The 21241-nt window shown below is 42.4% G+C and carries 20 protein-coding genes and 1 tRNA gene; 18 read left to right on the forward strand and 3 right to left on the reverse strand.

Going from position 1 to position 21241, the window contains the following annotated elements; translation table 11 throughout:
• Positions 1-36: 36 nt before the first annotated feature.
• From AC29Z1_RS00415 to AC29Z1_RS00460, 10 genes are all read left to right on the forward strand, one after another.
• Complete coding sequence (locus AC29Z1_RS00415; RefSeq protein WP_488269478.1) at positions 37-423, forward strand: ACT domain-containing protein; 387 nt, start codon at positions 37-39, stop codon at positions 421-423.
• 343 nt (positions 424-766) lie between these two features.
• Positions 767-845, forward strand: a tRNA-Arg gene (locus tag AC29Z1_RS00420).
• Between the two features lie 277 nt (positions 846-1122).
• Positions 1123-1551, forward strand: a complete 429-nt coding sequence (locus AC29Z1_RS00425) for a MarR family winged helix-turn-helix transcriptional regulator (protein WP_488269479.1) — start codon at positions 1123-1125, stop codon at positions 1549-1551.
• Entirely contained in the window at positions 1541-2743 is a 1203-nt protein-coding gene (locus tag AC29Z1_RS00430; RefSeq protein ID WP_488269480.1) for an MFS transporter, read from the forward strand. Before AC29Z1_RS00425 ends, AC29Z1_RS00430 begins: the two co-directional genes overlap by 11 nt.
• 161 nt (positions 2744-2904) lie before the next feature.
• Positions 2905-3156, forward strand: coding sequence for a hypothetical protein (locus AC29Z1_RS00435; protein WP_488269481.1), 252 nt, complete (start codon positions 2905-2907; stop codon positions 3154-3156).
• Complete coding sequence (locus AC29Z1_RS00440) at positions 3157-3462, forward strand: spore coat protein (protein ID WP_488269482.1); 306 nt, start codon at positions 3157-3159, stop codon at positions 3460-3462.
• Positions 3463-3670: 208 nt separating this feature from the next.
• Complete coding sequence (locus AC29Z1_RS00445) at positions 3671-4306, forward strand: flavodoxin family protein (RefSeq protein ID WP_488269483.1); 636 nt, start codon at positions 3671-3673, stop codon at positions 4304-4306.
• 190 nt (positions 4307-4496) lie between these two features.
• Positions 4497-6125 (forward strand): spore germination protein, encoded by a 1629-nt coding sequence (locus AC29Z1_RS00450; RefSeq protein WP_488269484.1) that lies wholly within the window; start codon positions 4497-4499, stop codon positions 6123-6125.
• A gap of 22 nt (positions 6126-6147) precedes the next feature.
• Positions 6148-7236 (forward strand): GerAB/ArcD/ProY family transporter, encoded by a 1089-nt coding sequence (locus AC29Z1_RS00455; RefSeq protein ID WP_488269485.1) that lies wholly within the window; start codon positions 6148-6150, stop codon positions 7234-7236.
• Positions 7236-8429 carry a Ger(x)C family spore germination protein gene (locus tag AC29Z1_RS00460; RefSeq protein ID WP_488269486.1) on the forward strand — a complete coding sequence of 398 codons (1194 nt, stop codon included), beginning with the start codon at positions 7236-7238 and terminating at the stop codon, positions 8427-8429. Before AC29Z1_RS00455 ends, AC29Z1_RS00460 begins: the two co-directional genes overlap by 1 nt.
• Here AC29Z1_RS00460 and AC29Z1_RS00465 read toward each other — a convergent pair.
• Entirely contained in the window at positions 8426-8647 is a 222-nt protein-coding gene (locus tag AC29Z1_RS00465; RefSeq protein ID WP_488269487.1) for a CLC_0170 family protein, read from the reverse strand. The two genes, AC29Z1_RS00460 and AC29Z1_RS00465, sit on opposite strands and share 4 nt — an antisense overlap.
• A gap of 269 nt (positions 8648-8916) precedes the next feature.
• Between AC29Z1_RS00465 and AC29Z1_RS00470 the strand changes: the two genes are divergently transcribed.
• Positions 8917-10269, forward strand: coding sequence for an amino acid permease (locus AC29Z1_RS00470; protein WP_488269488.1), 1353 nt, complete (start codon positions 8917-8919; stop codon positions 10267-10269).
• 47 nt (positions 10270-10316) lie between these two features.
• Here the strand turns inward: AC29Z1_RS00470 and AC29Z1_RS00475 are convergent, their stop codons facing one another.
• On the reverse strand, positions 10317-11720 hold the full coding sequence (locus AC29Z1_RS00475) for an FMN-binding glutamate synthase family protein (protein WP_488269489.1): 1404 nt from the start codon (positions 11718-11720) through the stop codon (positions 10317-10319).
• Positions 11721-11724: 4 nt separating this feature from the next.
• Positions 11725-13143: an FMN-binding glutamate synthase family protein gene (locus AC29Z1_RS00480; RefSeq protein ID WP_488269490.1), complete on the reverse strand. Its 1419-nt coding sequence runs from the start codon at positions 13141-13143 to the stop codon at positions 11725-11727.
• A 148-nt stretch (positions 13144-13291) separates the two neighbouring features.
• Between AC29Z1_RS00480 and AC29Z1_RS00485 the strand changes: the two genes are divergently transcribed.
• From AC29Z1_RS00485 to AC29Z1_RS00515, 7 genes are all read left to right on the forward strand, one after another.
• Complete coding sequence (locus tag AC29Z1_RS00485) at positions 13292-13693, forward strand: c-type cytochrome (RefSeq protein ID WP_488269491.1); 402 nt, start codon at positions 13292-13294, stop codon at positions 13691-13693.
• Positions 13693-15189, forward strand: coding sequence for a cbb3-type cytochrome c oxidase subunit I (locus tag AC29Z1_RS00490; protein WP_488269492.1), 1497 nt, complete (start codon positions 13693-13695; stop codon positions 15187-15189). The genes AC29Z1_RS00485 and AC29Z1_RS00490 overlap by 1 nt, the downstream gene beginning before the upstream one ends.
• A 174-nt stretch (positions 15190-15363) precedes the next feature.
• Positions 15364-16020: a DUF3786 domain-containing protein gene (locus tag AC29Z1_RS00495; RefSeq protein WP_488269493.1), complete on the forward strand. Its 657-nt coding sequence runs from the start codon at positions 15364-15366 to the stop codon at positions 16018-16020.
• Positions 16021-16102: 82 nt separating this feature from the next.
• A complete protein-coding gene (locus tag AC29Z1_RS00500) occupies positions 16103-17299 on the forward strand; it encodes a GGDEF domain-containing protein (protein WP_488269494.1) in 1197 nt (398 codons plus the stop codon).
• A gap of 20 nt (positions 17300-17319) precedes the next feature.
• Complete coding sequence (locus AC29Z1_RS00505) at positions 17320-18297, forward strand: nucleoid-associated protein (protein WP_488269495.1); 978 nt, start codon at positions 17320-17322, stop codon at positions 18295-18297.
• Between the two features lie 323 nt (positions 18298-18620).
• The gene (locus AC29Z1_RS00510) at positions 18621-20507 is read left to right on the forward strand and encodes a sigma 54-interacting transcriptional regulator (RefSeq protein WP_488269496.1); all 1887 of its coding nucleotides are present in this window, start codon (positions 18621-18623) and stop codon (positions 20505-20507) included.
• A gap of 201 nt (positions 20508-20708) precedes the next feature.
• Positions 20709-21167, forward strand: a complete 459-nt coding sequence (locus AC29Z1_RS00515; protein ID WP_488269497.1) for a hypothetical protein — start codon at positions 20709-20711, stop codon at positions 21165-21167.
• The last annotated feature ends 74 nt before the right edge of the window (positions 21168-21241 follow it).

Genomic DNA, 21241 nt, shown 5'->3' on the forward strand with positions numbered 1-21241 from the left:
GATTGTGCTATACACTATGAGTTAGGGAGGAAAATAATGACTGAGAAGAATTTGACGTTTGAAGTTTTAGCTGAACCCCTTGGTGTTTGTCGGTTGCAGGCAGGCCAACGTATACCGCAATGGGCTTACCAAGGTGAGTTCTTTTCTATTACTAAAACCACGGAAGAGCTTTCTATTGTCTGTTCTGAGGCAGTTATTCCGGAAGATGTGATGTGTGAAAGAGGGTGGCGGGCACTAAAAATTGTAGGAATACTAGACTTTAGCCTTGTGGGCATATTGTCGGTAGTAGCCACAATCCTGGCTAAAGCAGGAATAAGCATTTTTGCTATTTCTACATACAATACCGATTACATGTTGGTCAAAGCCAAAGATTTAGATGGTGCGATTCAGGCGCTTAAGCAGGCAGGATATGACGTAGTGTGAGCCAATCGAAGTAAGCAGTATATCAAAGCACTAAATGACAAGGTAGCAATCCCATACTGTTACATTAGAGTTTACATAGTTCACATTAAAAAGTAAAATTTATATAAATAATTTTCTATTAACTTACAATTGACACTGAGTTATACAACGTGATATACTAGCTATCATCTTAATTGGTGCTATGCTACCTATCCTACGTGCTTCTGACATCACGGTAGGTGCCATTTTGAATTTGTTTCAGTTTCCATTGGTGGTTAAAAAGTTGATTTTTTAGTCGAAATAGAGTATTATAATCAGGTAGAAGTATGGCTTAGTGTGAAATAAAAGCTAAAGATTTTTACATGCGTCCGTAGCTCAGGTGGATAGAGCGGTGGTTTCCTAAACCGCGTCTTGCGGGGGTTCGAGTCCCTCCGGGCGCACCAAAATTAAGGGTTCTAGCTTATTGCTAGAACTCTTTTTTTTGTTTTAGCCGTGAATTTTGGCGTGAGTTGTGTAAAAAATACCTCTGTAAGTCGTGGAAGGGACAGGGGACGGTACAGTGTTTTTGGAAACAAATAACATATTAGGTTGTTAACTATATGTTTCAAATTTAAATATATAAGCACTGCTTATTTTCCTTGACATTTCAAATAAAAGAGGTAAAATTTAATTCTGCGATAGTTACCTAAGGTAATTATTTTTAAGGAGGGGGGAAATCCCTTGCAAGGCTTTTTTCGTCGCTGCATATTACTAAGCAGAGCCGTTATTTATAAGATAAATGAAATTCTTGGGGCCTTTGGCATTTCGTATGCTAAATGGACAGTTATTTGTTACCTAAAAGATTATGGATCTGCGACACTTGTAGATATTTCTACTTATGCGAATGTAAGAAAACCAGTAATGACAAGAACGGTTCAGAGCCTAGAAGAGAAAGGCATTGTGCGGCAAATTCCTAGCGCCGACAGGCGGGAAAAAATGATAACGTTGACAGAAGCCGGTGAGGAAATTTACAAAGTATGCTGTAAGCTAATTGATAAATTAGAGAGTGATGTACTAGCAGATATTCCTGAAGAAAAACAAAGAGCAGCTTTTGAAATTCTCCCTAAAGTACGAGATAATCTAATGAAAATAGGTGGTAATGTTGAATAAACCCAAATTATGGACTCGAGACTTTTTGATTGATTCAATGACCAATTTATTTATGTACTTAGCGTTTTATTTGCTGATGGTAACGATAGCAACCCATGCTATGGATTATTTACATGCCTCACCAAGTGAAGCTGGACTGGCGTCCGGCATTTTTATATTGGGGACACTGGTGGCACGTGTCTTCACTGGAAGGGCCATAGACCAAGTTGGTAGGAAAAGGACACTTTATATTGGTTTGGTTCTTTTTTTAGGTATAACCTTACTTTACTTTGGTATAAGCAGTCTGGTATTCCTTACGGCTATTCGGTTTTTTCACGGGGTGGGATTTGGCATCGCATCCACGGCAACGGGAACCATTGCTGCCAGCATTATTCCCCCTGAGCGGCGGGGCGAGGGCATTGGCTATTTTGCTATGAGTACGGCCTTAGCTTCCGCCATTGGCCCTTTTTTAGGTATGTTTCTCATTAAACAAGGAAGCTTTAACCTAATCCTGATCTTAGTTATCATTTTACTAAGTATCTGCTTATTTACGATGGTATTTTTCAAGGTACCTGAACCAGAGATAACTAAAGAGCAAACTAATAATTTACGAGGGTTTGTACTGGCAAACTTCTTCGAAGTTAATGCAATCCCGATTTCGATTGTTAGTTTATTTATCGGTCTGAGCTATTCAAGTATTTTAAGCTTCATGGCTGCTTATGCCAGAGAAATCAATTTAATCGATGCTGGGAGCTTTTTCTTTATTGTTTACGCGACCGCTACTTTAGTTGCCCGGCCGGTAACAGGTCGCTGGTTTGACCAAAAAGGGGAAAATTTCGTCATGTACCCGACATTTCTGTTATTTGCCATTGGTTTGGTTCTTATTAGTTTGGCGGATCAAGGCTGGATTCTGTTATTGGCAGGAATATTTGTAGGCTTTGGCTATGGCACATTTGTGTCTAGTGGACAAGCCATTGCTATTAAGGTATCACCGCGACAGCGCTTAGGCTTGGCTACTTCTACCTTTTTTATATTTATTGATGGCGGTATAGGAATTGGTCCATTCATGCTTGGCTTCTTGCTGCCAATAACCGGTTTCCGTGGATTGTATGTAAGTATGGCTATTGTTGTAGTTATCTGTGCCCTCTTGTATCATGGGCTACACGGTAAAAGGGTGGCGGAGTATCGAGAAGAGCTTGCTATAGAGAGGTAGCCGTTGAAGTCTTTGCTTTATTACTCAGATTGACCCTGTCTGCCTATTGGGGAGTACCCGTTAATTCCCGAAAACTGGAGTTATTTTTTTGCTATATTTATTGGTGATTTTGCGAATCCTATGTTAGGAGACAAGCAAGTCATATAGAAAGGGGAATTACCTTGCGTCAATTAACTCCAGTAGAAGTCTTGTCATTAGCTAAACTTTTAGAAATGGAGTCAAATACTCTGACGGTAGCTCAGACTAGCTTGATGGCAATATCAGACGAGCAATTAAAGACAATCATCCAAGCTGGCATTACTGCTACACAAGCTAGAATTGCGGGATTGCAGCAATTTGTGGAGGAAAACAAGATTACTGCTGTTAGTGCCAATTACGAATCACAGACTCAGGTAAGTCAGGGGGTAAATTAAATGACTTCATTAATGGGGACTTTGTTTTCTGAATCAACTGGTGAATCGGCAGACAAAACTATAGCCTATAACGCTGCAAACGGAGCTGCTGCCAATGCCCAAGCTTATTTTTCGGCAGCGTTAGCGGCGACTACTCCAGAGGTTCGTGCGTTTTTAACCGGTTATTGTACGCAAAGTCTAACAGGGCATGAAACTATAATGAACTATATGATTCAAAAGAATTGGGTAAATCCTTACGATTCGCCTGATAATCAGTTGTCAAGAGCAGTACAGGAGTCAGCTTCCAAGAGCACCACCACTCATTAAAAGTCTTTGTAGCCGCCTTTGTCCAAACTGGATGGGGCGGTATTTATATGTCTAGTGAAATAAGCCGATTTTCGGAATATACTGCTTTTAAATAAGGTAGAAGTTAGGAATGTAGAGGACGTATTCTTGTATAGATACGTTTTACGAGATATAATGGTACTGACAAGAAACATTCTGTTGGACAAAAATAATTGTAGGGAGGGTAACTATGAAAGTTATTGCTTTTAATGGAAGTCCCCGTAAAGACGGTAATACCTGTCATGCGCTTACGGTTGTTGGTGAAGCGCTAAAGGAAGAGGGAATAGAATTTGAACTCATTCATGTTGGCAACAAAGCCATCAGAGGCTGTACTGCCTGTATGGGCTGTGCCAAAAATCTGAATGAACGCTGTGTTATTGGCGATGATGAGGTAAATGACTGGATTCAGAAAATGAAAGAAGCTGACGGAATCGTATTGGGATCGCCGGTGTATTTTTCCGGTATTGCAGGAACGATGAAATCGTTTTTAGATAGAGCCTTCTTTGTCGCCTCTGTTAATAATTCGATGTTCCGGCATAAAGTCGGTGCAACCGTAGTGGCTGTAAGACGGTCAGGCGGGGTTTCAACGTTTGATTCACTGAACCACTATATTACATATTCTGAGATGATCATACCGTCTACCAACTACTGGAACGTCACTCATGGTCTTAAACCTGGAGAGGCGCAGCAAGACGAAGAGGGCAACCAAATTATGCGGGTTTTAGGTAAAAATATGGCCTGGCTATTAAAGGTTCTGGCTGCTGGCAAACCGTTAGTACCTCCTGTTGCTCCTGAACCGAAAAAAATGACTAATTTTATTAGATAGGTAAAACAGCATCTATACTGTTTTGGGTATGGATTTTTTACAGAAAAACCGTAGAGTCGTTCTACGGTTTTTTATTTACCTGTGCACATACCCTATACCCAGCTTCAGGATATATTAATTTGTGCCCAAGTATCCAAGCAGGATATTCTGGTTATATTAATTATGGGAAAACGCTAGTATAGGGAGATATATGAAGCAACAACGCGAAAATCATGAGAGTTTGCTTTCCAGTATTCAATGTAAACTGCGGAATTTACGGTCGTTGATTAATCATGCTCAGGACATTGAGTCTGATTCACAGGTCATCGTTAACAGCCTGCGTGATTCATATCGATTTCCAGAAAGCTACCCGCTTGTTACCCATATCGATATGAATCTTAATCACATTCGGGATATAGTTAATCCGAGCAGTGATATCCATATCAGAGAGTTTGTGATTACTGCATTTGGGCTAAAAGCAGCCATCGTGTTTGTAGAGGGAATGATTGATAAAGAAACAATTGATCAGGCAATCCTCAAGCCATTGGTATCTCCGTCTTTAGGCGAAGAATGCTCTGGGCCTGAGCAGGTCTTTGCCTGCGTTCAGGGTGCGCTTACGGCATCAGCGGTTGAATATACCCAAGAAATGCGTGTAGTAATAGAACGGATGCTTTCTGGCGAGACAGTATTATTTGTTGACAATTATGCTGCTGCCCTAATTATTACTACCCGCAAGCTAGAAGTACGGTCAGTGTCTAGACCGGAAAGTGAACCTACGATTTGGGGCCCGCAGGACGCTTTTACGGAAGATTTAAGCATAAATATCACATTGTTGCGACGGCGCCTGGTTAATCCTAATTTTATTGTTAAGATCATGGCTATTGGTGTTCGGAGTGACGTAAAAGTTGCTTTGGCTTATTTTCGCGGGATAGCTAACCCTAAGCATGTGTATCAGGCTGAGCAGCGATTAAAAAAGATAAAGATTGATATTGTCGGCAGCGAAGCCATGATTGCAGGGTTAATTTCCGATCATCCGTTTTCTCCGTTTCCCACCATTTTTGCTACCGAGCGCCCGGATAAGATTATCGCCGGTATGACGGATGGAAAATTCGCTATTTTGGTGGACGGGACTCCGTTTGCTTTATTGGCACCAGCCACTTTTTCGGATTTTATGCAGGCAGGCGATGATTATTACGAAAACTGGATTGTTAGTTCAGTGGTTAGAATCACGCGGTATGTCTCTGCTTTATTTGCCATGGTTACTCCGGCGTTGTATGTTGCGATTACAACTTTTCATCCCGGATTAATTCCTACGCCGCTGACGGTTACCATTGCCACCTCCCGTCTAGGCGTGCCTTTCCCTGCGTTTATGGAAGCGCTGATTATGGAATTTTTTTTGGAGACTCTCCAGGAGGCCGGTGTAAGAATGCCTAGGACCATCGGACCGGCAGTGTCCATTGTGGGTGGTCTGGTTGTAGGTGATGCTGCCGTACGAGCCGGTTTAGTCAGTGCTCCCATGGTAGTTATTATTTCTTTTACTGCCATTGTTTCATTTACATTTGGAAATTACCGGATATCACTGCCCCTGCGCTTCTTTAGGGTGCCGCTCATACTTGCGGCTTCCGTTTTTGGTATGTTTGGCATTGTCATGGGGATCGTGGCCATTGTTATTCATCTTAGTATTTTAGAAAGTTTTGGTGAGCCTTATTTGGCACCTTTAACACCTAAAAATAGCGCTCGGTTAACCGACTTGAAAGATTCCATCATTGTAGCACCGACGGTAGCTATGAAAACAAGGCCAGCTTACCCGGAACCGGTTGACAGCAAAAAACGTAAATAAGCTAGTGATAGGCCGTGATAAGATGTATATTCAGAAACATATTTCTTTGCTGCAAGCTTTTGTTCTTTATGTCAATACTGCTTTTGGCGCTGGAGTACTGATATTGCCTCGTTCAGTGGCTGCTATGGCCCGCGAGGATATGTGGCTGTCTGTGATGTTTGGTGGCTTGGTCATGGGTTTCTCATTTTGGTGTGCCTTGCGTCTAAGCCAGCGCTTTCCTGAATCTACTGCCCTAGAGTACCATCGCTTACTGCTAGGACCGATAGCTGGCCAATTGGTAAATGTGTATTATATACTGCTGTTAGCCTTGGTGGGGTCTACTGCGTTACGGGCATTTTCCGATGCAATCATTCTGTTTATGTTCGATGTGACTCCGCCGTACTTATTTTTTATCTATTTGGTTCTTGCAGCTTATGCGGGACAATACGGTCTGGCGCCCCTTATTCGCATGCAGCAATTTATCATCTTTAGTGTCGGCCCGCTTTTTGTTTTTTTTGTTTTGCTCGGGGTTTTGCAGATTGACTTTCGCAACTTTGAGCCTTTTTTAGCGAAAGGAATTATGCCGGTGGTGAAGGGGATACTACCTAGTTGGTTTACATATTCTGGGCCAGAACTCATAACCGGGCTGATATTTCCGTTTCTTACCCGACAGAACCAGGCTCTGAAGACTGGGTTATCCAGTATTGTTACTTTGCTGATTATTTATACCGGTATAACCGTTATTGTTCAAGGAATTTTAGGGGCTCAGGAGATAATTTCCACAAGATTTCCTACGATTATGGCGTATCGGGAAGTAGACATTCCAGATACCTTTATTGAGCGAATTGAAGGCTACCTGTTAATCTTGTGGATGGCTATTTATTTTACATCACTGACGAATTTTCTGTATTTTACAGCTTTTGCATGTTCTAAGCTCATGAGGTGCGAGTATAGTAGGCCTTTTATTGTTTTATTGGTACCAGTTTTTTACTTTATTGCCATGTTTCCTAGTGACTACGAACAAATTAACTTGTTTTATCAATTAAATAATACTGCTACTATTATTTGGGGGTTAGGCATTTTGCCTGTATTGCTTCTTATTGCTAAGGTACGAAATTTGGGAGGATCATAATGGTGCACATAAGATTGTTGGCAGCGGCAGCGTTATGTATCGTCCTCCTAATCACAAGCGGCTGCTGGGATCAGAAGGAAATTGAACAAAGAGGTTATATCATAGGAGCAGCCGTTGATCACGTTACTCCAGACAGCGGGGATGGTACTTATGATATTGAGCAAGCATTTCAGCAGACAGGTGCTCGCCGCTACCGTTTGAGTTACGAGTTGCGTAAGTTCAAGTCCAGTTCTGGTTCTAGCGAAACACCAGGTACGCAGCCCGAAAAAAATATTGTATTATCGGCAGAGGGAGAATCCTTCCTGGCAATGAGCTGGGCGATAAATGCTCAGTCTGATTTAACCATGTTTGCAGAAGATATGGAGATTCTGCTGATCAGTGAAGAAGTGGCACGCGAAGGTATTAAGGAAATATTTGATTTTTTTATCCGAGAATCGGAAATTCGCCGCCGGACTAAACTGTTTGTCACTAAAGGACGGGCTGAGGATTTTTTTAAACGTAAGCCAGAAACCGATGAGATTAACAGTCAAATTTTAGCGAGACTGACGGCTAGTTCTCAAAAAAATCCAACGATTACTATCAAAAATGAGCTTGGGTTTCTTTCAAAGGCGGTTTACGGCAAAAAGAGTTTTTCTGCTCCGATACTTTATCAGGAAAAAGGGCAGTTAAAAGCTGTCGGCAGTGCGTTATTTAATAGTCAAGGTCGGATGGTGGGGATAGCCAATGAATATGAAACCACAGGAGGAAAAATTTGGATAAATCTATTAAAACAAGGCTTGGTGTTGGTCGCTCATCCTGACAAGCCGGATACGCTGGTAGTGGTGGAAATTACGGAGTCTAAAGTTAAATTAAAACCAGTGTTTTTTGGCGATACCGTTCGCTTTATTCTTACCGGTGATTTTACCTGCAGGATTGCCGAAAGTGTGCCTATGCAGGAGGAGCCATATAGTGATGAAGCTGTTAAAGTAATAGCGCAGGCTGCGGAGGAAGAGCTTACCCGGCAGGCATATGCTGCGTTGAAAAAGGCACAGGATGTTAGGGCTGATGTTACTGGTTTTGGAAGTCTTATCTATCGTAAAAATCCGGATTATTGGGAGCAGGTCAAAGATCGTTGGGAAGATGAGATATTTCCGACGGTTGAGGCCGATGTTACAATTAAAGTAAGAATTAAAGGAACCAATCTGAGGCGTTAGAAGAATAAATTGCTTATCAATATTGCTGCCGCCAAAGCTAGGTAGAGCCATCCTCCGATGCGGGCGGCTTTTTCCGCATGTATGTGATTTTTGCTGCGGGCGTCTTTGAGACAGAAGATGAGAGAATAAAGGCCTGTCAACAGTAATAACACCGCTAACTGCGGGGTTAGTGCTTCCTGGAATGTTTCGATTAGACTTTGGCAGATCGTAATTCTCATTGTTGTTTTCTCCTAATAAAAAATACCTTTACGCCTGGATACAGTATAGGCTTGGGATGTTTAAAAGGCCTGAAGACATGCTGTTTAGCAGCACTGTTACCTAGTTTCACAGAAAAATAGATGAAGTATACTTGTTATTTTATTAAAATTCCAATGGGAATGTTGGGCAAATTGAGATATAATAATATGGTCGTAGTATGGTTTTTTCATTGTAGGATGTAAGAAATGTGAGAAGCCCGAAGTAAAGGCGAGTAGAAAGGAAGAATGTTATGAACAAAAGTATTGAGGAACAACAAATTCGGCGCGGTCTTAAGAATCGGCATATTCAGATGATTGCCCTAGGAGGCGCTATTGGTACTGGGCTGTTTTACGGTTCAGCAACTGTGGTGAAAATGGCCGGTCCGGCAATTACCTTATCTTATCTGATTGGCGGGATTGTGATCTTTTTTATCATGCGGGCGTTGGGAGAAATGTCGGTAGCTCATCCAGTATCTGGTTCATTTAGTCAGTATGCCTATCAATATTGGGGTGAACTTCCGGGATTTATTTCGGGCTGGAATTATTGGTTTAATTATGTGGTTGTTGGTATGGCCGAACTTTCGGTTATCGGCACGTATATTAATTATTGGTTTCCTGATATTCCCACCTGGATCACGGCGCTAGTGTGTCTGGTTGTCGTTACCTTGATTAATGTCATAAATGTAAAAGCTTATGGTGAATTTGAGTTTTGGTTTGCTATTATCAAGGTGCTGGCCATTATCGGCATGATTGTTTTTGGGGCAGGCATGATTGTTTTTGGCATCGGTAATGGTGGACAGCCTGTAGGTATTAGTAATTTATGGACTCATGGCGGCTTTTTTCCGCAAGGTGTTTATGGGGTAATTACGTCACTGGTATTGGTAATGTTTTCGTTTGGCGGGGTAGAGCTTGTGGGGATTACTGCCGGTGAGGCGGAAAATCCTGAAAAAACTATTCCCAAAGCTATTAATCAGGTGGTATGGAGGATTTTGCTATTTTATGTAGGGGCTATGACTGTTATTTTAGCCATCTTTCCCTGGAATGAAATTGAGACAACCGGCAGTCCGTTTGTTCAGATATTTTCGCATGTAGGTATCCCGGCGGCGGCTCACTTGCTGAATTTTGTCGTGCTTACTGCCGCTTTATCAGCATATAACAGTGCCTTATATAGCAATGGCCGAATGTTGTACGGCCTTGCCAAGCAAGGAAATGCTCCAAAGTTTTTGGGCAAGCTTAATGCGGCAGGCGCACCAGTAAATGCAACATTGGTTTCATCGGCGTTTACTTTAATTGTAGTATTAATCAGTTATTTAAATCCGGAAAAGGTTTTCTTATATTTTATGGCCTTGGCCACGATCTCGATTATTATTAACTGGTCGGCAATATTGATTGTGCAGCTAAAATTCCGTAAACAAAGGCAACAAACCCATGAACCCATTTTGTTTAAAATGCCGTTTTATCCGCTGGCGTCTTATCTTGCTCTAGCTTTTTTAGTGTTAGTTGTCGTTATTATGGCTGCTATGCCTGATATGCGCTACTCGCTGTATGTTGCGCCAGTTTGGTTACTGGGATTATATTTAGCCTATAGGCTAAAAGCTAAGTAAAAAATAATATTGTGGTTATCGGCATAAAAATCCGTAGACCTTTTGGCCTACGGATTTTTGATGCCAGATGCTTGTTTTACGCCGGTAACTGTGGCAGTAATGGCATCCAATGCAATAAGGTCATCAGGAGTAAGTTCTGTTAGAGAGCGCTTTCCTAAGGCTCGCATCGCTTCTTCCATTTCCAAGGTCATGGATGTCAGCACATTGGCGACACTGATAGCTGCTTGGTCAATGTTAAGCTGGGTTTTGGCCGGAGAGTTGTAATATACCAATGTGGTAGGAGGTTGCCAGGGAGTCGCTTTGATGATTTGATTGTGTGTCAGGGCAAACAGCGGAACAGTGCCCAAGGCAACGGCGTCTGCCCCGAGTGCTAAGGCTTTGAGACATTGACCGGGAGTAAAATAGCCGCCAGATACGATTAAACTTATCTGAGTATTTGCCAAAAATTGTTTGGCACGAACCACTGTGCACAAACTAGGCAGTCCCAAATCATCCAGTTTAGTAGGAATGGCTGCATGAGACCCGCCTTCGGCACCATTAATCACTATGGCATCAAAACCTAAAGCTACGGCAAGTTCTAAATCTTCTTCCAGTTTATCTGTGGCCATGATTTTAAGAGCTATGGGAATACCTTTGGCTCTTTGACGCAATGTTTGCATAAATATTGGCCAATCTTCCGGCCGCTCAAGTCCGGGAGGTCCTGGGAGCGGGAGTGCTGGTTCGCCGGGAGCCAAACCAGCAAGGATGCGGGCTCTGCCCTCTATTTCTCTTGCTTCTGTACGAATGGCTCCTATGCTGCCGCCTTGCCCCATTTGTACTTCAAGCATGTGTGCTGAGGAAATTTGTTCATCGGTTCTAGCACCCCATGGCCAGCGGCAAATTTGTAAGATAAATTTCCCGGCTGCTTCTGCTTCTTCAGGGAGAAAAGGCCCTTCGCCTGAGTTTGTCGCTGTTTGCAGAGTCTTTGAGGCTTTGGCCAAGGCTAACTTGGCCTCTTCACTAAGTGCTGTGCCGTAAGCCATACCGGCAATCAGCAAGGGAATTTGTATTGTCAGTGGTTTGGCTGCCTTCGGGCCAATCGTAACACTCATATCTATTTTAGTATTTTCCGGTAAAGAAAATCTCGTCATTTGCCGAGGGGAGAACATCAGGTTATCATAGCCCAAAAACTGCTTCGGTGAGCCTAACGGTCTTTCGATAATCTTACCTGTTTCAGCCCGTAAACTCATTTCGATTAGATATAAGATGGAAAGGCGTTTTAGTGAGGGATAGAGTTCGGCAATATTCTGGTCATAGGTTTCAGCAAATAGTTTTGATATAACGTCGTCAGCGGCACGGTTTATAATATAACGCGTGATTGGCTTAGCCAATAACACTAGAACGATCAGCATAACAGCCAATAGAAGCAATAGCAGCAACAACAACGGGCAAGCACCGATGAGCATAGGCATAGGGTCAATTCCTAATCAACGGGGTGTTACTACTTTTACGCATTTCTTTCACTCCTGTAAGCTCTGCGGTGATGGAATCCAAAGCAACAAAATCATCATAGTTGAATTCTTTTAGAGAGGTTTTTCCTAAGGCGCGCATGGTCTCTTCCATTTCCAAAACCATCGATGTGAGTACATTGGCAACACTGGTAGCAGCCTGGCCGATATTCAGTCGGGTTTTGGCCGGGGAATTATAATATACCAAGGTGGTGGGTGGTTCCCAGGGGACTACTTTTGGGAGTTGATTGTGGGCGAGAGCTAAAAGGGGAATGGTGCCCAAATAAATGGCATCAGCTCCTAAAGCCAGAGCTTTGAGGCAATGGCCTGGTGTAAAAAAACCACCTGACACGACTAAGCTAATCTGCGTGTCTTGTAAGAACCGTTTGGCGCGCACTAATGCGTAAATGATGGGTAACCCAAAATCATCTTGCTTAATAGGTGCTGTTGCGTGCGACCCGCCGCCAGAACCGTCAAGCACGATGACGTCAAAACCTAATTTAACGGCAACCGCTAATTCTTCTTCAAGGCGGTCGGTGGCCATAAGTTTCAGGCCAATGGGAATACCGTTAGCCCTTTGCCGTAATTTATTCATAAATTCCGGCCAATCTTCCGGTGTATGAACTCCCGGCGGTGCAGGCAGGGCAATAGCTGGTTCTCCCGGAGCTAAACCAGCAAGAACGCGGGCTCTGCCTTCAAATTCGGCAGCTTCGATGCGTGCGGTTCCGACATCGGCCCCTTGTCCCATTTGCACTTCTAACATATCGGCAGCAGCAATTTCCTGATCGGTTCTAGCTCCCCATGACCAGCGGCAAATTTGGAGGATGAATTTGTCGGCAAGCAGTGCTTCTTCAGGAAGAAACGGACCTTCTCCCGAGTTGGTGGCGGTTTGCAGGATTTTGGATGCTCTGGCCAAGGCCAGCTTAGCTTCTTCGCTGAGGGCCAACCCATAAGCCATCCCGCCAATCATTAACGGAATTTTTATGGTTAAAGGTTTTTCTGCCTTGGGGCCAAGAGTTACACTCATATCAATACGGGTGTTTTCCGGCAGGGCAAATGTCGTAGTTTGCCGGGGGGTGAGCATAAGGTTATCAAATCCGGGAAAATTTTTAGGCGAACCGAGTGGCCTGCCAATGATTTTCCCCGTTTCCGCGCGCAAGCTCAGCTCAATCATATATAAGACAGAAAACCGTTTTATAGAGGGATATAATTCAGCCAGGCTTAAATCATATTCTTTAGTAAGAAGGTTCGGTAAAACTTTTTCAGTGACTTGCTGCAAAAAATAGCGCGAAATGGATTTGGCAAATAAGAGTAGTACGAGTACGAAAAAAATCGGTAAAAGCAGCAGTAACAGCAACCATTCAGCATCCGTTATAAGAATTTGCATAGTCATATTCCTTAATTCAGTGTGCGTAAGCGGTTTGCTAGGAGTAGTATTTGATATTCCGCTCAGATTTAAACTGGCTTTGACATAATTGGCAGCAGCAGGCTACTTTGCTGACAATGCGGCAATACTATATGGGGGAGGGATATGTATGAGTAAAGCTTATATGTTTTGGGGCATATTGCTAGGCGTAATCGGCATGTTTTGTCTATTGGTTTATAGCTCGGTTCGCCATGCTGTTTCTGTGCAACCCATTCCTCCTGATGCGCTACAGGGAAAAAGAATCTTTCAACAGAAAGCCTGTATTGAGTGTCATACTGTTTTTGGCAATGGCGGATATCTAGGCGGTGACCTTACCAGGATTTATAGCAAAACCGGTGATAAAGCACTTGCAGAATATCTGGTTCAAGGACCGGTACTTACTGGAGCTAAACATAAACGCCATGATCAGCTTACCGAGCAAGAGGCAGCAGATATGGTGGCTTATCTAAGGTATTTAAGTACCATTCATACATTTGATTGGCCCCTTAATCCCCATAAAGGAGTTAATTGATGTTATTGTCGCAAAAGCTATGCTATAAATATGCCTTACTTACCTTTTTATTTTTTGGATTGCAAGGTATTGTGGCCATTGGTGGCGCCTTGGAGACCGTGTTTCTCGACATTCCTTTCCCGGTGTCGTTTGCTAACGGAAGGGCTTTTCACCTGAATATCAGTATTTTGTGGCCGCTATTTGGCATAACAGGCATTGTCTATTATTTCTTTGGCAGTGAAGCTGGCAGGGAAATATACAGTCTAAAACTCATGGAAGTAAATTTCTGGGTGTTTGTAATAACTATCCTAACAATACTTGGCTCGCTGATGCTTGGATTTCATGAAGGAATTGAATATCTTGAAGCATTGAGGCCGCTTAAAGTCGGGATTGCCGTTTCTGTCAGTCTCTTGGTTTATAATCTTATAAAAACCTATCAGATCGCCAAAATGCCAAAAAGCCGGGCAACCCTTGTTAGTATGTTAGCCGGGAGTTTCACCCTGATTATTTTCTTTTTTCCTAATCTATTGCAGTATGCACATCCGGTTGCCGAGGAGTTTTATAAATTCTGGGTGGTGCATCTTTGGGAAGAGATGAGCCTAGAGCTTATCGGGACAGGTGTGCTGGCTGCCATGGTACTGACGTTGCCAGGAATGCAGCGCAGCACTATTGAAAATGTCATATATTTGGATATTATGATTATGGTATTAACTGGAACGTTGGCTACGGGTCATCATTACTACTGGGTGGGTGGTCCCTATTATTGGATATGGGTAGGTGGAGCTTTTAGTACCATCCAGGTTGTTCCAACATTATTATTACTATATGCGATAATCAGAACCGTACACCTCCAGTATTTCCGTGAATTGAGACAACGCGAGAAAATAGTAATGGTCATGATTGCCTGCAGTATGTGTCATCATATCTTTGGGGCAGGCTTATTAGGCTTTCTTATGGCCATACCCATTGTGAACAAGTATATTCATGGGACATATATAACTTCGGCACATTCGCATGTAGCGGTGTTTGGCGTTTTTGGCTTTCTGGTTCTGGCGTTAAGCTATTATATTTTCTTCTCAGAAATTGAACTTGATCAGCAAAGCTATCAGTATAGTTGGCTGGCGCTGATTTTCCTAAATACTGGCCTGCTAATTATGGCAGTGGCTTTACTCGTCGCCGGCGGTTTGCAGTCCTATTGCTGGTATGTTGCCGGACTTACTGTGGGGCAGACAAATCAAACCATTTTCCCTTGGTTGCTGCTCCGGTTGGCTGGTGGATTGATCTATATGGCAGGCAGTTCTCTTCTCAGTTATATAATTATTAAAAAAGCCTGGAATCATTTGGATCTTTGTTTTCCGTCGCTAACCATGCTGGAACAGCAGCGACCGCTTACTTGGCAGGAGCTTCACACTGGTTTTCGACAAATAAGTATGGCAGGAAGTCAGTTGGAACAGATGTTACGCCAGACAAAATGCTTATTAGATAAATATTTCAAAAATCAAATGAAAAATCCGTAGACTTTTGTTAGGCCTACGGATTTTTCGTTTGATTCACGCTGTAGGGGAAGAGCGTGTATGGCTCAAAAAGGGAAAAATATAGTTTATAATATAAGTATAATCTGATATTTTTAGAAATTTCTTAGAAGTTTTGGTAATAATGCTTTATAATTAGTTTACATGGGAGGGATTGGAATGGCTACAAACTACCAGATTGCCTATAATAAAGGCTGGCAAGATTTGAAACAAAAGGATCCGTTAGAAGTCTCCAAATACATGAATGTACAATACTTGCCGGAAGTACAGCAGTTTATCGTACCTTTTCTTAATGATAAATACATTGTAGATCTGAAACATGAAAGCATTGGCAGGCAAACAGACGGGAAACCACCCGAACTGGAAGCGGCTATATTGATGTTGCATTATCTGTCCTTTTTTCAGTCCAAGGCTGATGTGGCCAATAAGTGGGTAAGTTTAAAAGAAATACCGAATGGAGGCCTGCTGTTTTACCCCGCATTCCGTCAAACCCCGATTCAAAGTCTGATTAAGGCTTTTGGTCACCGTCCGGCATTGCTGCTAGCATGCGCCGCCCGGCTTGGGGGAAGACCGGCGGGTTTTGGAGATGCTTCGGCTATTTTTCAGGTGTTTCCTAAGATTCCTTTATGTGTGGTTGTTTGGGAAGGCGACGAAGAAGTCGCGGCTAACGCCACCATCTTGTATGATCCGTCGATCGAGTATTTTTTACATATTGAAAGCATCATTGGCGTAGGATGGCATCTTGGCAGAAGGTTGGCTGAGCTAGCAGTTGAGGAGAGTATCTTAACAGGCGGAACCAGTGTGCGGATAAAGTAATGACATAATATGTCGAAATTGCTATAATGATATTGATTTAATACACAAGGATTAACTGAGGGAAAGGGTTGCAGCAACAGCAATGGCTAACATTATGTCGGCATTTATCAGCATTCCGTTTGGGGTGTTGGCCTTAGTCCTTTTTGCTTATTTTCGACTGCCTGCCGGTAATGAATGGTTTTTGATGATTGATAACCTAGTGTATGCTATATATGGTGTTGGAATGATTCTGGGCTGGTGGTTTAACCGCAGCCGAGTCTTTTTTATTACTGGTGTATTGGTTATTTGTCAATATGCCCTCAGTGTGGCGGCAGCAGATACTGCGAATCCGACTTTGCCTATCATGCTGTATCCTGTTTTATCTACGCTGCTGCCGCTCAATATCTTGCTATTTTCGCTTCTAAATGAGCGAGGAATTTTTAATGCCTGGGGTTTAGGGCGGTTTGGAATTATTTTTGCTCAGGTATTTTATATCGGAATGGCCATTGCTGCTAATGATAGTACCATGTTCTATATTTTTAACATTAGGTTTTTGCCAGATGGGCTGTCTGCGGTAACTTCTCTTCCTCAGATAGCATTGGCGGCTTATGGCGGTGCTTTTTTACTTCTGCTTACTAGGCAGCTTACAAGCCGGGGAAAATTGGATGGCGCATTTGTTGCCGTGTTACTAAGTACAATGTGTGGACTGCATTGGCTAGCCGAGCCGCTGGCACTACCGGTTTTTTTTAGTGCTGCTGCTATCATACTAATCATTGTAGTTATCCAAGATTCGTATTCGATGGCTTATCTTGATGAACTGACAGGACTGCCGGCCCGCCGTGCCCTTAAGGAAGAGCTTATGAAACTTAGAGGCGAGTATACGATTGCCATGGTGGACATCGACTATTTTAAAAAATTCAATGACACGTATGGACATGACACGGGCGATGATGTACTTTGTCTGGTAGCCAATGCGCTGCGAAAAGTAACAGGAGGCGGTAAAGTTTTTCGTTACGGCGGGGAAGAGTTTACCTTGGTATTTCCTCATAAGTCCCTGGCTGAGGCTATGCCCCATCTCGAGACAGTGCGAGAATTAGTGGAAAAAACACCATACACCTATCAGGGAAAAAAGCGTAGCAAGGCCAAAAAGAAGCCTGCAGCTAAAAAGCTATTTGTAACTATTAGTATTGGGGCAGCCGAGCGCGACGAAAAGCATCCGGAAGCCAACGAAGTGATCAAAGCAGCAGATGCTGCTCTTTATCGCGCCAAAAAGAAAGGCCGAAATTGTGTTTGTAAGTAGTTAAAGTAAAGGAAGATTACATGTTAATCAATATTCATAAAGCCATTCTGCATATCCTGGATTTTAACTCAGGTGTAACGGTTTTTTCGGAACAGGAATTGGATATAACTAGCGGCAGTGTTATGGATTTCCTAACTAAACATATTGAAAAAGCCTATCAGAATCAGAGTGCCAAAACAGGAACTTTTTTGCCTAATAGTCGGTTTAAAGAAAAAGTAACAGACTATCTTGCTGGGATGCTAGATTTTATTAGCTTTTCGGTATATGCAGCCGATTTGATGTATACGGCGATAGCGCAGTCAGATGTTACAGTCTCAACCGATGTAATTATTTGTGATTTTACTATTGATAGTAACCGGATGCTTGGGCTGTTAAAGTGTAATAACAAGATTGGGTTTATTCACCAGGTAGTACAGGAAAATGGCAAAATTAAAAATGATATTATCAATCATTATGCAATTTTACCGGGATTGTCACAGAAATTTGATGAATATGCACTAATTGATGCCGCTACACTGGCAATTACGTTTGTTGATAAGAAACGTTTAGTCAATGGTGTTGAGACCTATGTTATTGCCGATCAAATATTGGAGTGTAGTTCGCGTATCTCACCCAAAGAAACCATTGAATGGGTAAGTACCATTACCCGGACGGTAGCCGAAAGTCATGGCCTAAGCACTGTCGAGGCAGTGGCCAAAGCCAAACATTACATTGTGGAAAACACCGGAATTTCTGAACGATTAGACCCAGTGGCCTTGGGTAAAGAGGTGTTCAGCGATTCCCCCATGATGCAGGCCGAATATATCAAAGCAGTAGAAAGTGCGGGGATTACCGAAACGGTTAAGGTTGATAAAGATTTTGCCGTTAAAAAAGGTAAGAATCATAAGATAAAAACTGACACGGGAATTGAGTTAACATTTCCTGTGGACTATTTTCAAAGCAATGAATATATTGAATTTATTAATCATCCCAATGGCACGATATCCATTCAATTATAAAACATTGGCAGTATAACGAATAAATAAAAAGTGGAAACTCTATATAGTTAATCTAACGCGAATACGTAAGCAACAGATACGTACCCCCTGCCAAGCCGGCAGGGGGTCATTTATTGATACGCTGACTCAGATTACTGTATACATATCTTAAAGAGCGCTATTTTTTATCAATTTCTAGGAAATATTGTAAAAAAATATAAATATTAGGAGGAATTTTAATGCGTAAGTATAATAACTAATTAACAGAATAATTAGAAAATAACAAAATTGATCCAAGGTACTTCAACGTAGTAGCTGAAGGGGGGATTTATGATGCCAAAATAGTGTTGGTAGCACCTTTTTCTAAGTTACAAGAAGTTGCCTGGGAAGTGGTGAAAGAGCAAGAAGGTCAGTGGCTGGCTGATATTGAGATTGTCTCAGGGAATTTAGAAGCTGGCGTAACCGCCGCAAAACAGGTAATGACTAATGATGTTAGAGCAATCATTAGTCGAGGTGGGACAGCCTTACTACTTGCCAAAGCGTTTAATGTGCCTGTCGTAGAAATCAAGATAACTATTCCTGACGTGTTACGGGCTTTGGGCAAAATACCAATTAAGCAAGGACCCATTGGTATAATAGGATTTTCTAATGTTATTACTCCCTATGCAGATAGGATCGAATTCTTCGGGACACCCTTACGGATCATCACGATGGAAGATCATAACCAGGCAAAAGAAAAGGTTTTGTCTGCTGCTAGGGATGGTGTTCAGGTAATTGTTGGTGATTATGTTGCCGTGCAGGCAGCGGCTGAATTAGGACTGAACGCTATTCTTATTGAGTCTGGCAAAGAGGCGATCCGGCAAGCGCTACAAGAAGCTCAAAAGCTGTTAGGGGTATGTAACAAAAGGATAGAAAGCAATCAATTACTAAACACAATTATTGAAAGCTCACCTGATGGAATTATATGTATTGATCGAGACGAACGCATAATTATATTTAACCCCATGGCGGAGGAGATATTTAAAGTATCTGCCGATTATGCCCTAGGTAGGCCAGTTACTGAAGTTGTACCCAATACCAGATTGCCGCAAGTTGTTGCTAAAGGGACACCTGAAATCGGTGAGATTCAGCATGTAGGCAGCAAAATTATTGCTACCAAACGTATTCCCATAAAATTTGATGGCAAGGTAGTTGGGGCGGTTGCTAATTTCCAGGATGTCACTCAGTTGCAGCGCTATGAGCATGATATACGACAAAAGCTTTATGCTAAAGGATTAATTGCTAAAACTACTATCGACGATATTGTTGGTGTATCACCAGCCATTATGGCAGCGAAAGAACGAGCTCGCCAATATGGGGAAACGAGTTCAACAGTGCTAATTACTGGTGAGTCGGGAACCGGCAAAGAAATGTTTGCTCAGAGTATTCATAATTTGAGCGAACGGAGGAACGGACCATTTGTAGCCGTAAACTGTGCATCATTACCGGAAAATTTGCTGGAGAGCGAGTTATTCGGTTATGAAGAAGGGGCTTTTACTGGAGCACGCAAAGGCGGTAAGATGGGGCTAATCGAAATTGCACACAATGGAACCATCTTTCTTGATGAGATCAGTGAAATGAATTTGGTACTACAATCCAGGCTGCTTAGGGTGCTGCAGGAAAAAGAGGTAATGCGACTGGGAGGCGACAGACTGATTGCCGTTGATGTCAGATTTATTGCAGCAACTAATCAGAACCTGCAGGAATTAATTCTAAAAAAACAGTTTCGGCAAGATTTGTATTATCGTTTGGACATTCTGCGACTGCACATCCCGCCGTTGCGGGAGAGAGCGACCGATATACCCCTGTTAGCGGAATTTTTTGTAGATAAATTTTGTCGCCAGCATAAGAAACAGGTTAGGATTCCCCCCGGAATCATGAAGCTCCTTAAACGATACCACTGGCCCGGAAATATCAGGGAACTTGCAAATATATTGGAACGGGCAGTGTTGTTGGCTTCCGGTGATAAGATTGAGGAGACCTGTATCCGTGAGGCGTTACTGTACAATTCTAATATATCTGATATAACACAGAACGAATGTGAAATGCCAGCGGCTGATAGTCTATCCAATTTGGAACAACACACCATTAAGAGAATTTTGGTAGAGGACGGATACAACTATTCTAGAGCGGCGGCCCGTTTAGGGATTAATCGCACTACCTTGTGGCGTAAACTTCATAAACTGGATTAAAACCTGTTGTATTGCAAAATGCAACAGGTTTTTTGTTGCGTCTTGCAACAAATTTTAGAAACTTGTCCCAATTTACTAGGCTTTGCGGGTTGGTACAAAACTTGCAAAAAAGTTCAATAAATATCATTATATGCAACATATAGACAAACTATGTATTATTATCAGAAAACAACCAAGGGGGGATGGCGAAAGCCGCTCAGGATGAAAAGCCATAAATTGAAAGTAAAGGCAATTTTGGCGCATATGGGGGTTTGCAGTCTAATACTCTGTGGCGCGGCTTATATTTATGGCAAAGTTGTGGCGATTCCAGGAATTCTTATGGGATTGATTACAGGAGTGGCGTACTTCTTTCACCTTTATTATCAAATTGAACGGGTAAATAAGATGTCTAATGAACAGGCGCCAGCCTATATACGCTGGGGTTGGATGGGAAGATTTAGTTTACTTATTATTATTCTTGCTTTACTGGGCCATCATCGAATCGATGTTGTATATTCTGCTTTTATAACAGGTTTCTTCGTTATGCCTGTTATCCTGTTTATGAATTGTATCTATTTGCTTGGACAACAAATAGCAGAAGCCAAAAAACTAGAAGGAAAGGCTAGGGGAGATACACCATGGGGCATGGCGGTACAGAGATCGGAGAGCATAAACTACTGAATCTGTGGGGAATGGTATTTCACTTAGATACCTTGTATATGACATGGCTAACGATGGCCATCATCATTGTCGGG

The sequence above is a fragment of the Sporomusa sp. genome, from assembly GCF_057736855.1.

Bases quoted from the DNA above. Each gene is read 5' to 3' on its own strand.
- AC29Z1_RS00485 (WP_488269491.1), top strand. From the start codon at position 13,292: ATGAGTAAAGCTTATATGTTTTGGGGCATATTGCTAGGCGTAATCGGC.
- AC29Z1_RS00475 (WP_488269489.1), bottom strand. From the start codon at position 11,720: ATGCCTATGCTCATCGGTGCTTGCCCGTTGTTGTTGCTGCTATTGCTT.
- AC29Z1_RS00445 (WP_488269483.1), top strand. From the start codon at position 3,671: ATGAAAGTTATTGCTTTTAATGGAAGTCCCCGTAAAGACGGTAATACC.
- AC29Z1_RS00415 (WP_488269478.1), top strand. From the start codon at position 37: ATGACTGAGAAGAATTTGACGTTTGAAGTTTTAGCTGAACCCCTTGGT.
- AC29Z1_RS00490 (WP_488269492.1), top strand. From the start codon at position 13,693: ATGTTATTGTCGCAAAAGCTATGCTATAAATATGCCTTACTTACCTTT.
- AC29Z1_RS00460 (WP_488269486.1), top strand. From the start codon at position 7,236: ATGGTGCACATAAGATTGTTGGCAGCGGCAGCGTTATGTATCGTCCTC.
- AC29Z1_RS00515 (WP_488269497.1), top strand. From the start codon at position 20,709: ATGAAAAGCCATAAATTGAAAGTAAAGGCAATTTTGGCGCATATGGGG.
- AC29Z1_RS00470 (WP_488269488.1), top strand. From the start codon at position 8,917: ATGAACAAAAGTATTGAGGAACAACAAATTCGGCGCGGTCTTAAGAAT.
- AC29Z1_RS00450 (WP_488269484.1), top strand. From the start codon at position 4,497: ATGAAGCAACAACGCGAAAATCATGAGAGTTTGCTTTCCAGTATTCAA.
- AC29Z1_RS00500 (WP_488269494.1), top strand. From the start codon at position 16,103: ATGGCTAACATTATGTCGGCATTTATCAGCATTCCGTTTGGGGTGTTG.
- AC29Z1_RS00495 (WP_488269493.1), top strand. From the start codon at position 15,364: ATGGCTACAAACTACCAGATTGCCTATAATAAAGGCTGGCAAGATTTG.
- AC29Z1_RS00455 (WP_488269485.1), top strand. From the start codon at position 6,148: ATGTATATTCAGAAACATATTTCTTTGCTGCAAGCTTTTGTTCTTTAT.
- AC29Z1_RS00430 (WP_488269480.1), top strand. From the start codon at position 1,541: ATGTTGAATAAACCCAAATTATGGACTCGAGACTTTTTGATTGATTCA.
- AC29Z1_RS00440 (WP_488269482.1), top strand. From the start codon at position 3,157: ATGACTTCATTAATGGGGACTTTGTTTTCTGAATCAACTGGTGAATCG.
- AC29Z1_RS00465 (WP_488269487.1), bottom strand. From the start codon at position 8,647: ATGAGAATTACGATCTGCCAAAGTCTAATCGAAACATTCCAGGAAGCA.
- AC29Z1_RS00505 (WP_488269495.1), top strand. From the start codon at position 17,320: ATGTTAATCAATATTCATAAAGCCATTCTGCATATCCTGGATTTTAAC.
- AC29Z1_RS00480 (WP_488269490.1), bottom strand. From the start codon at position 13,143: ATGCAAATTCTTATAACGGATGCTGAATGGTTGCTGTTACTGCTGCTT.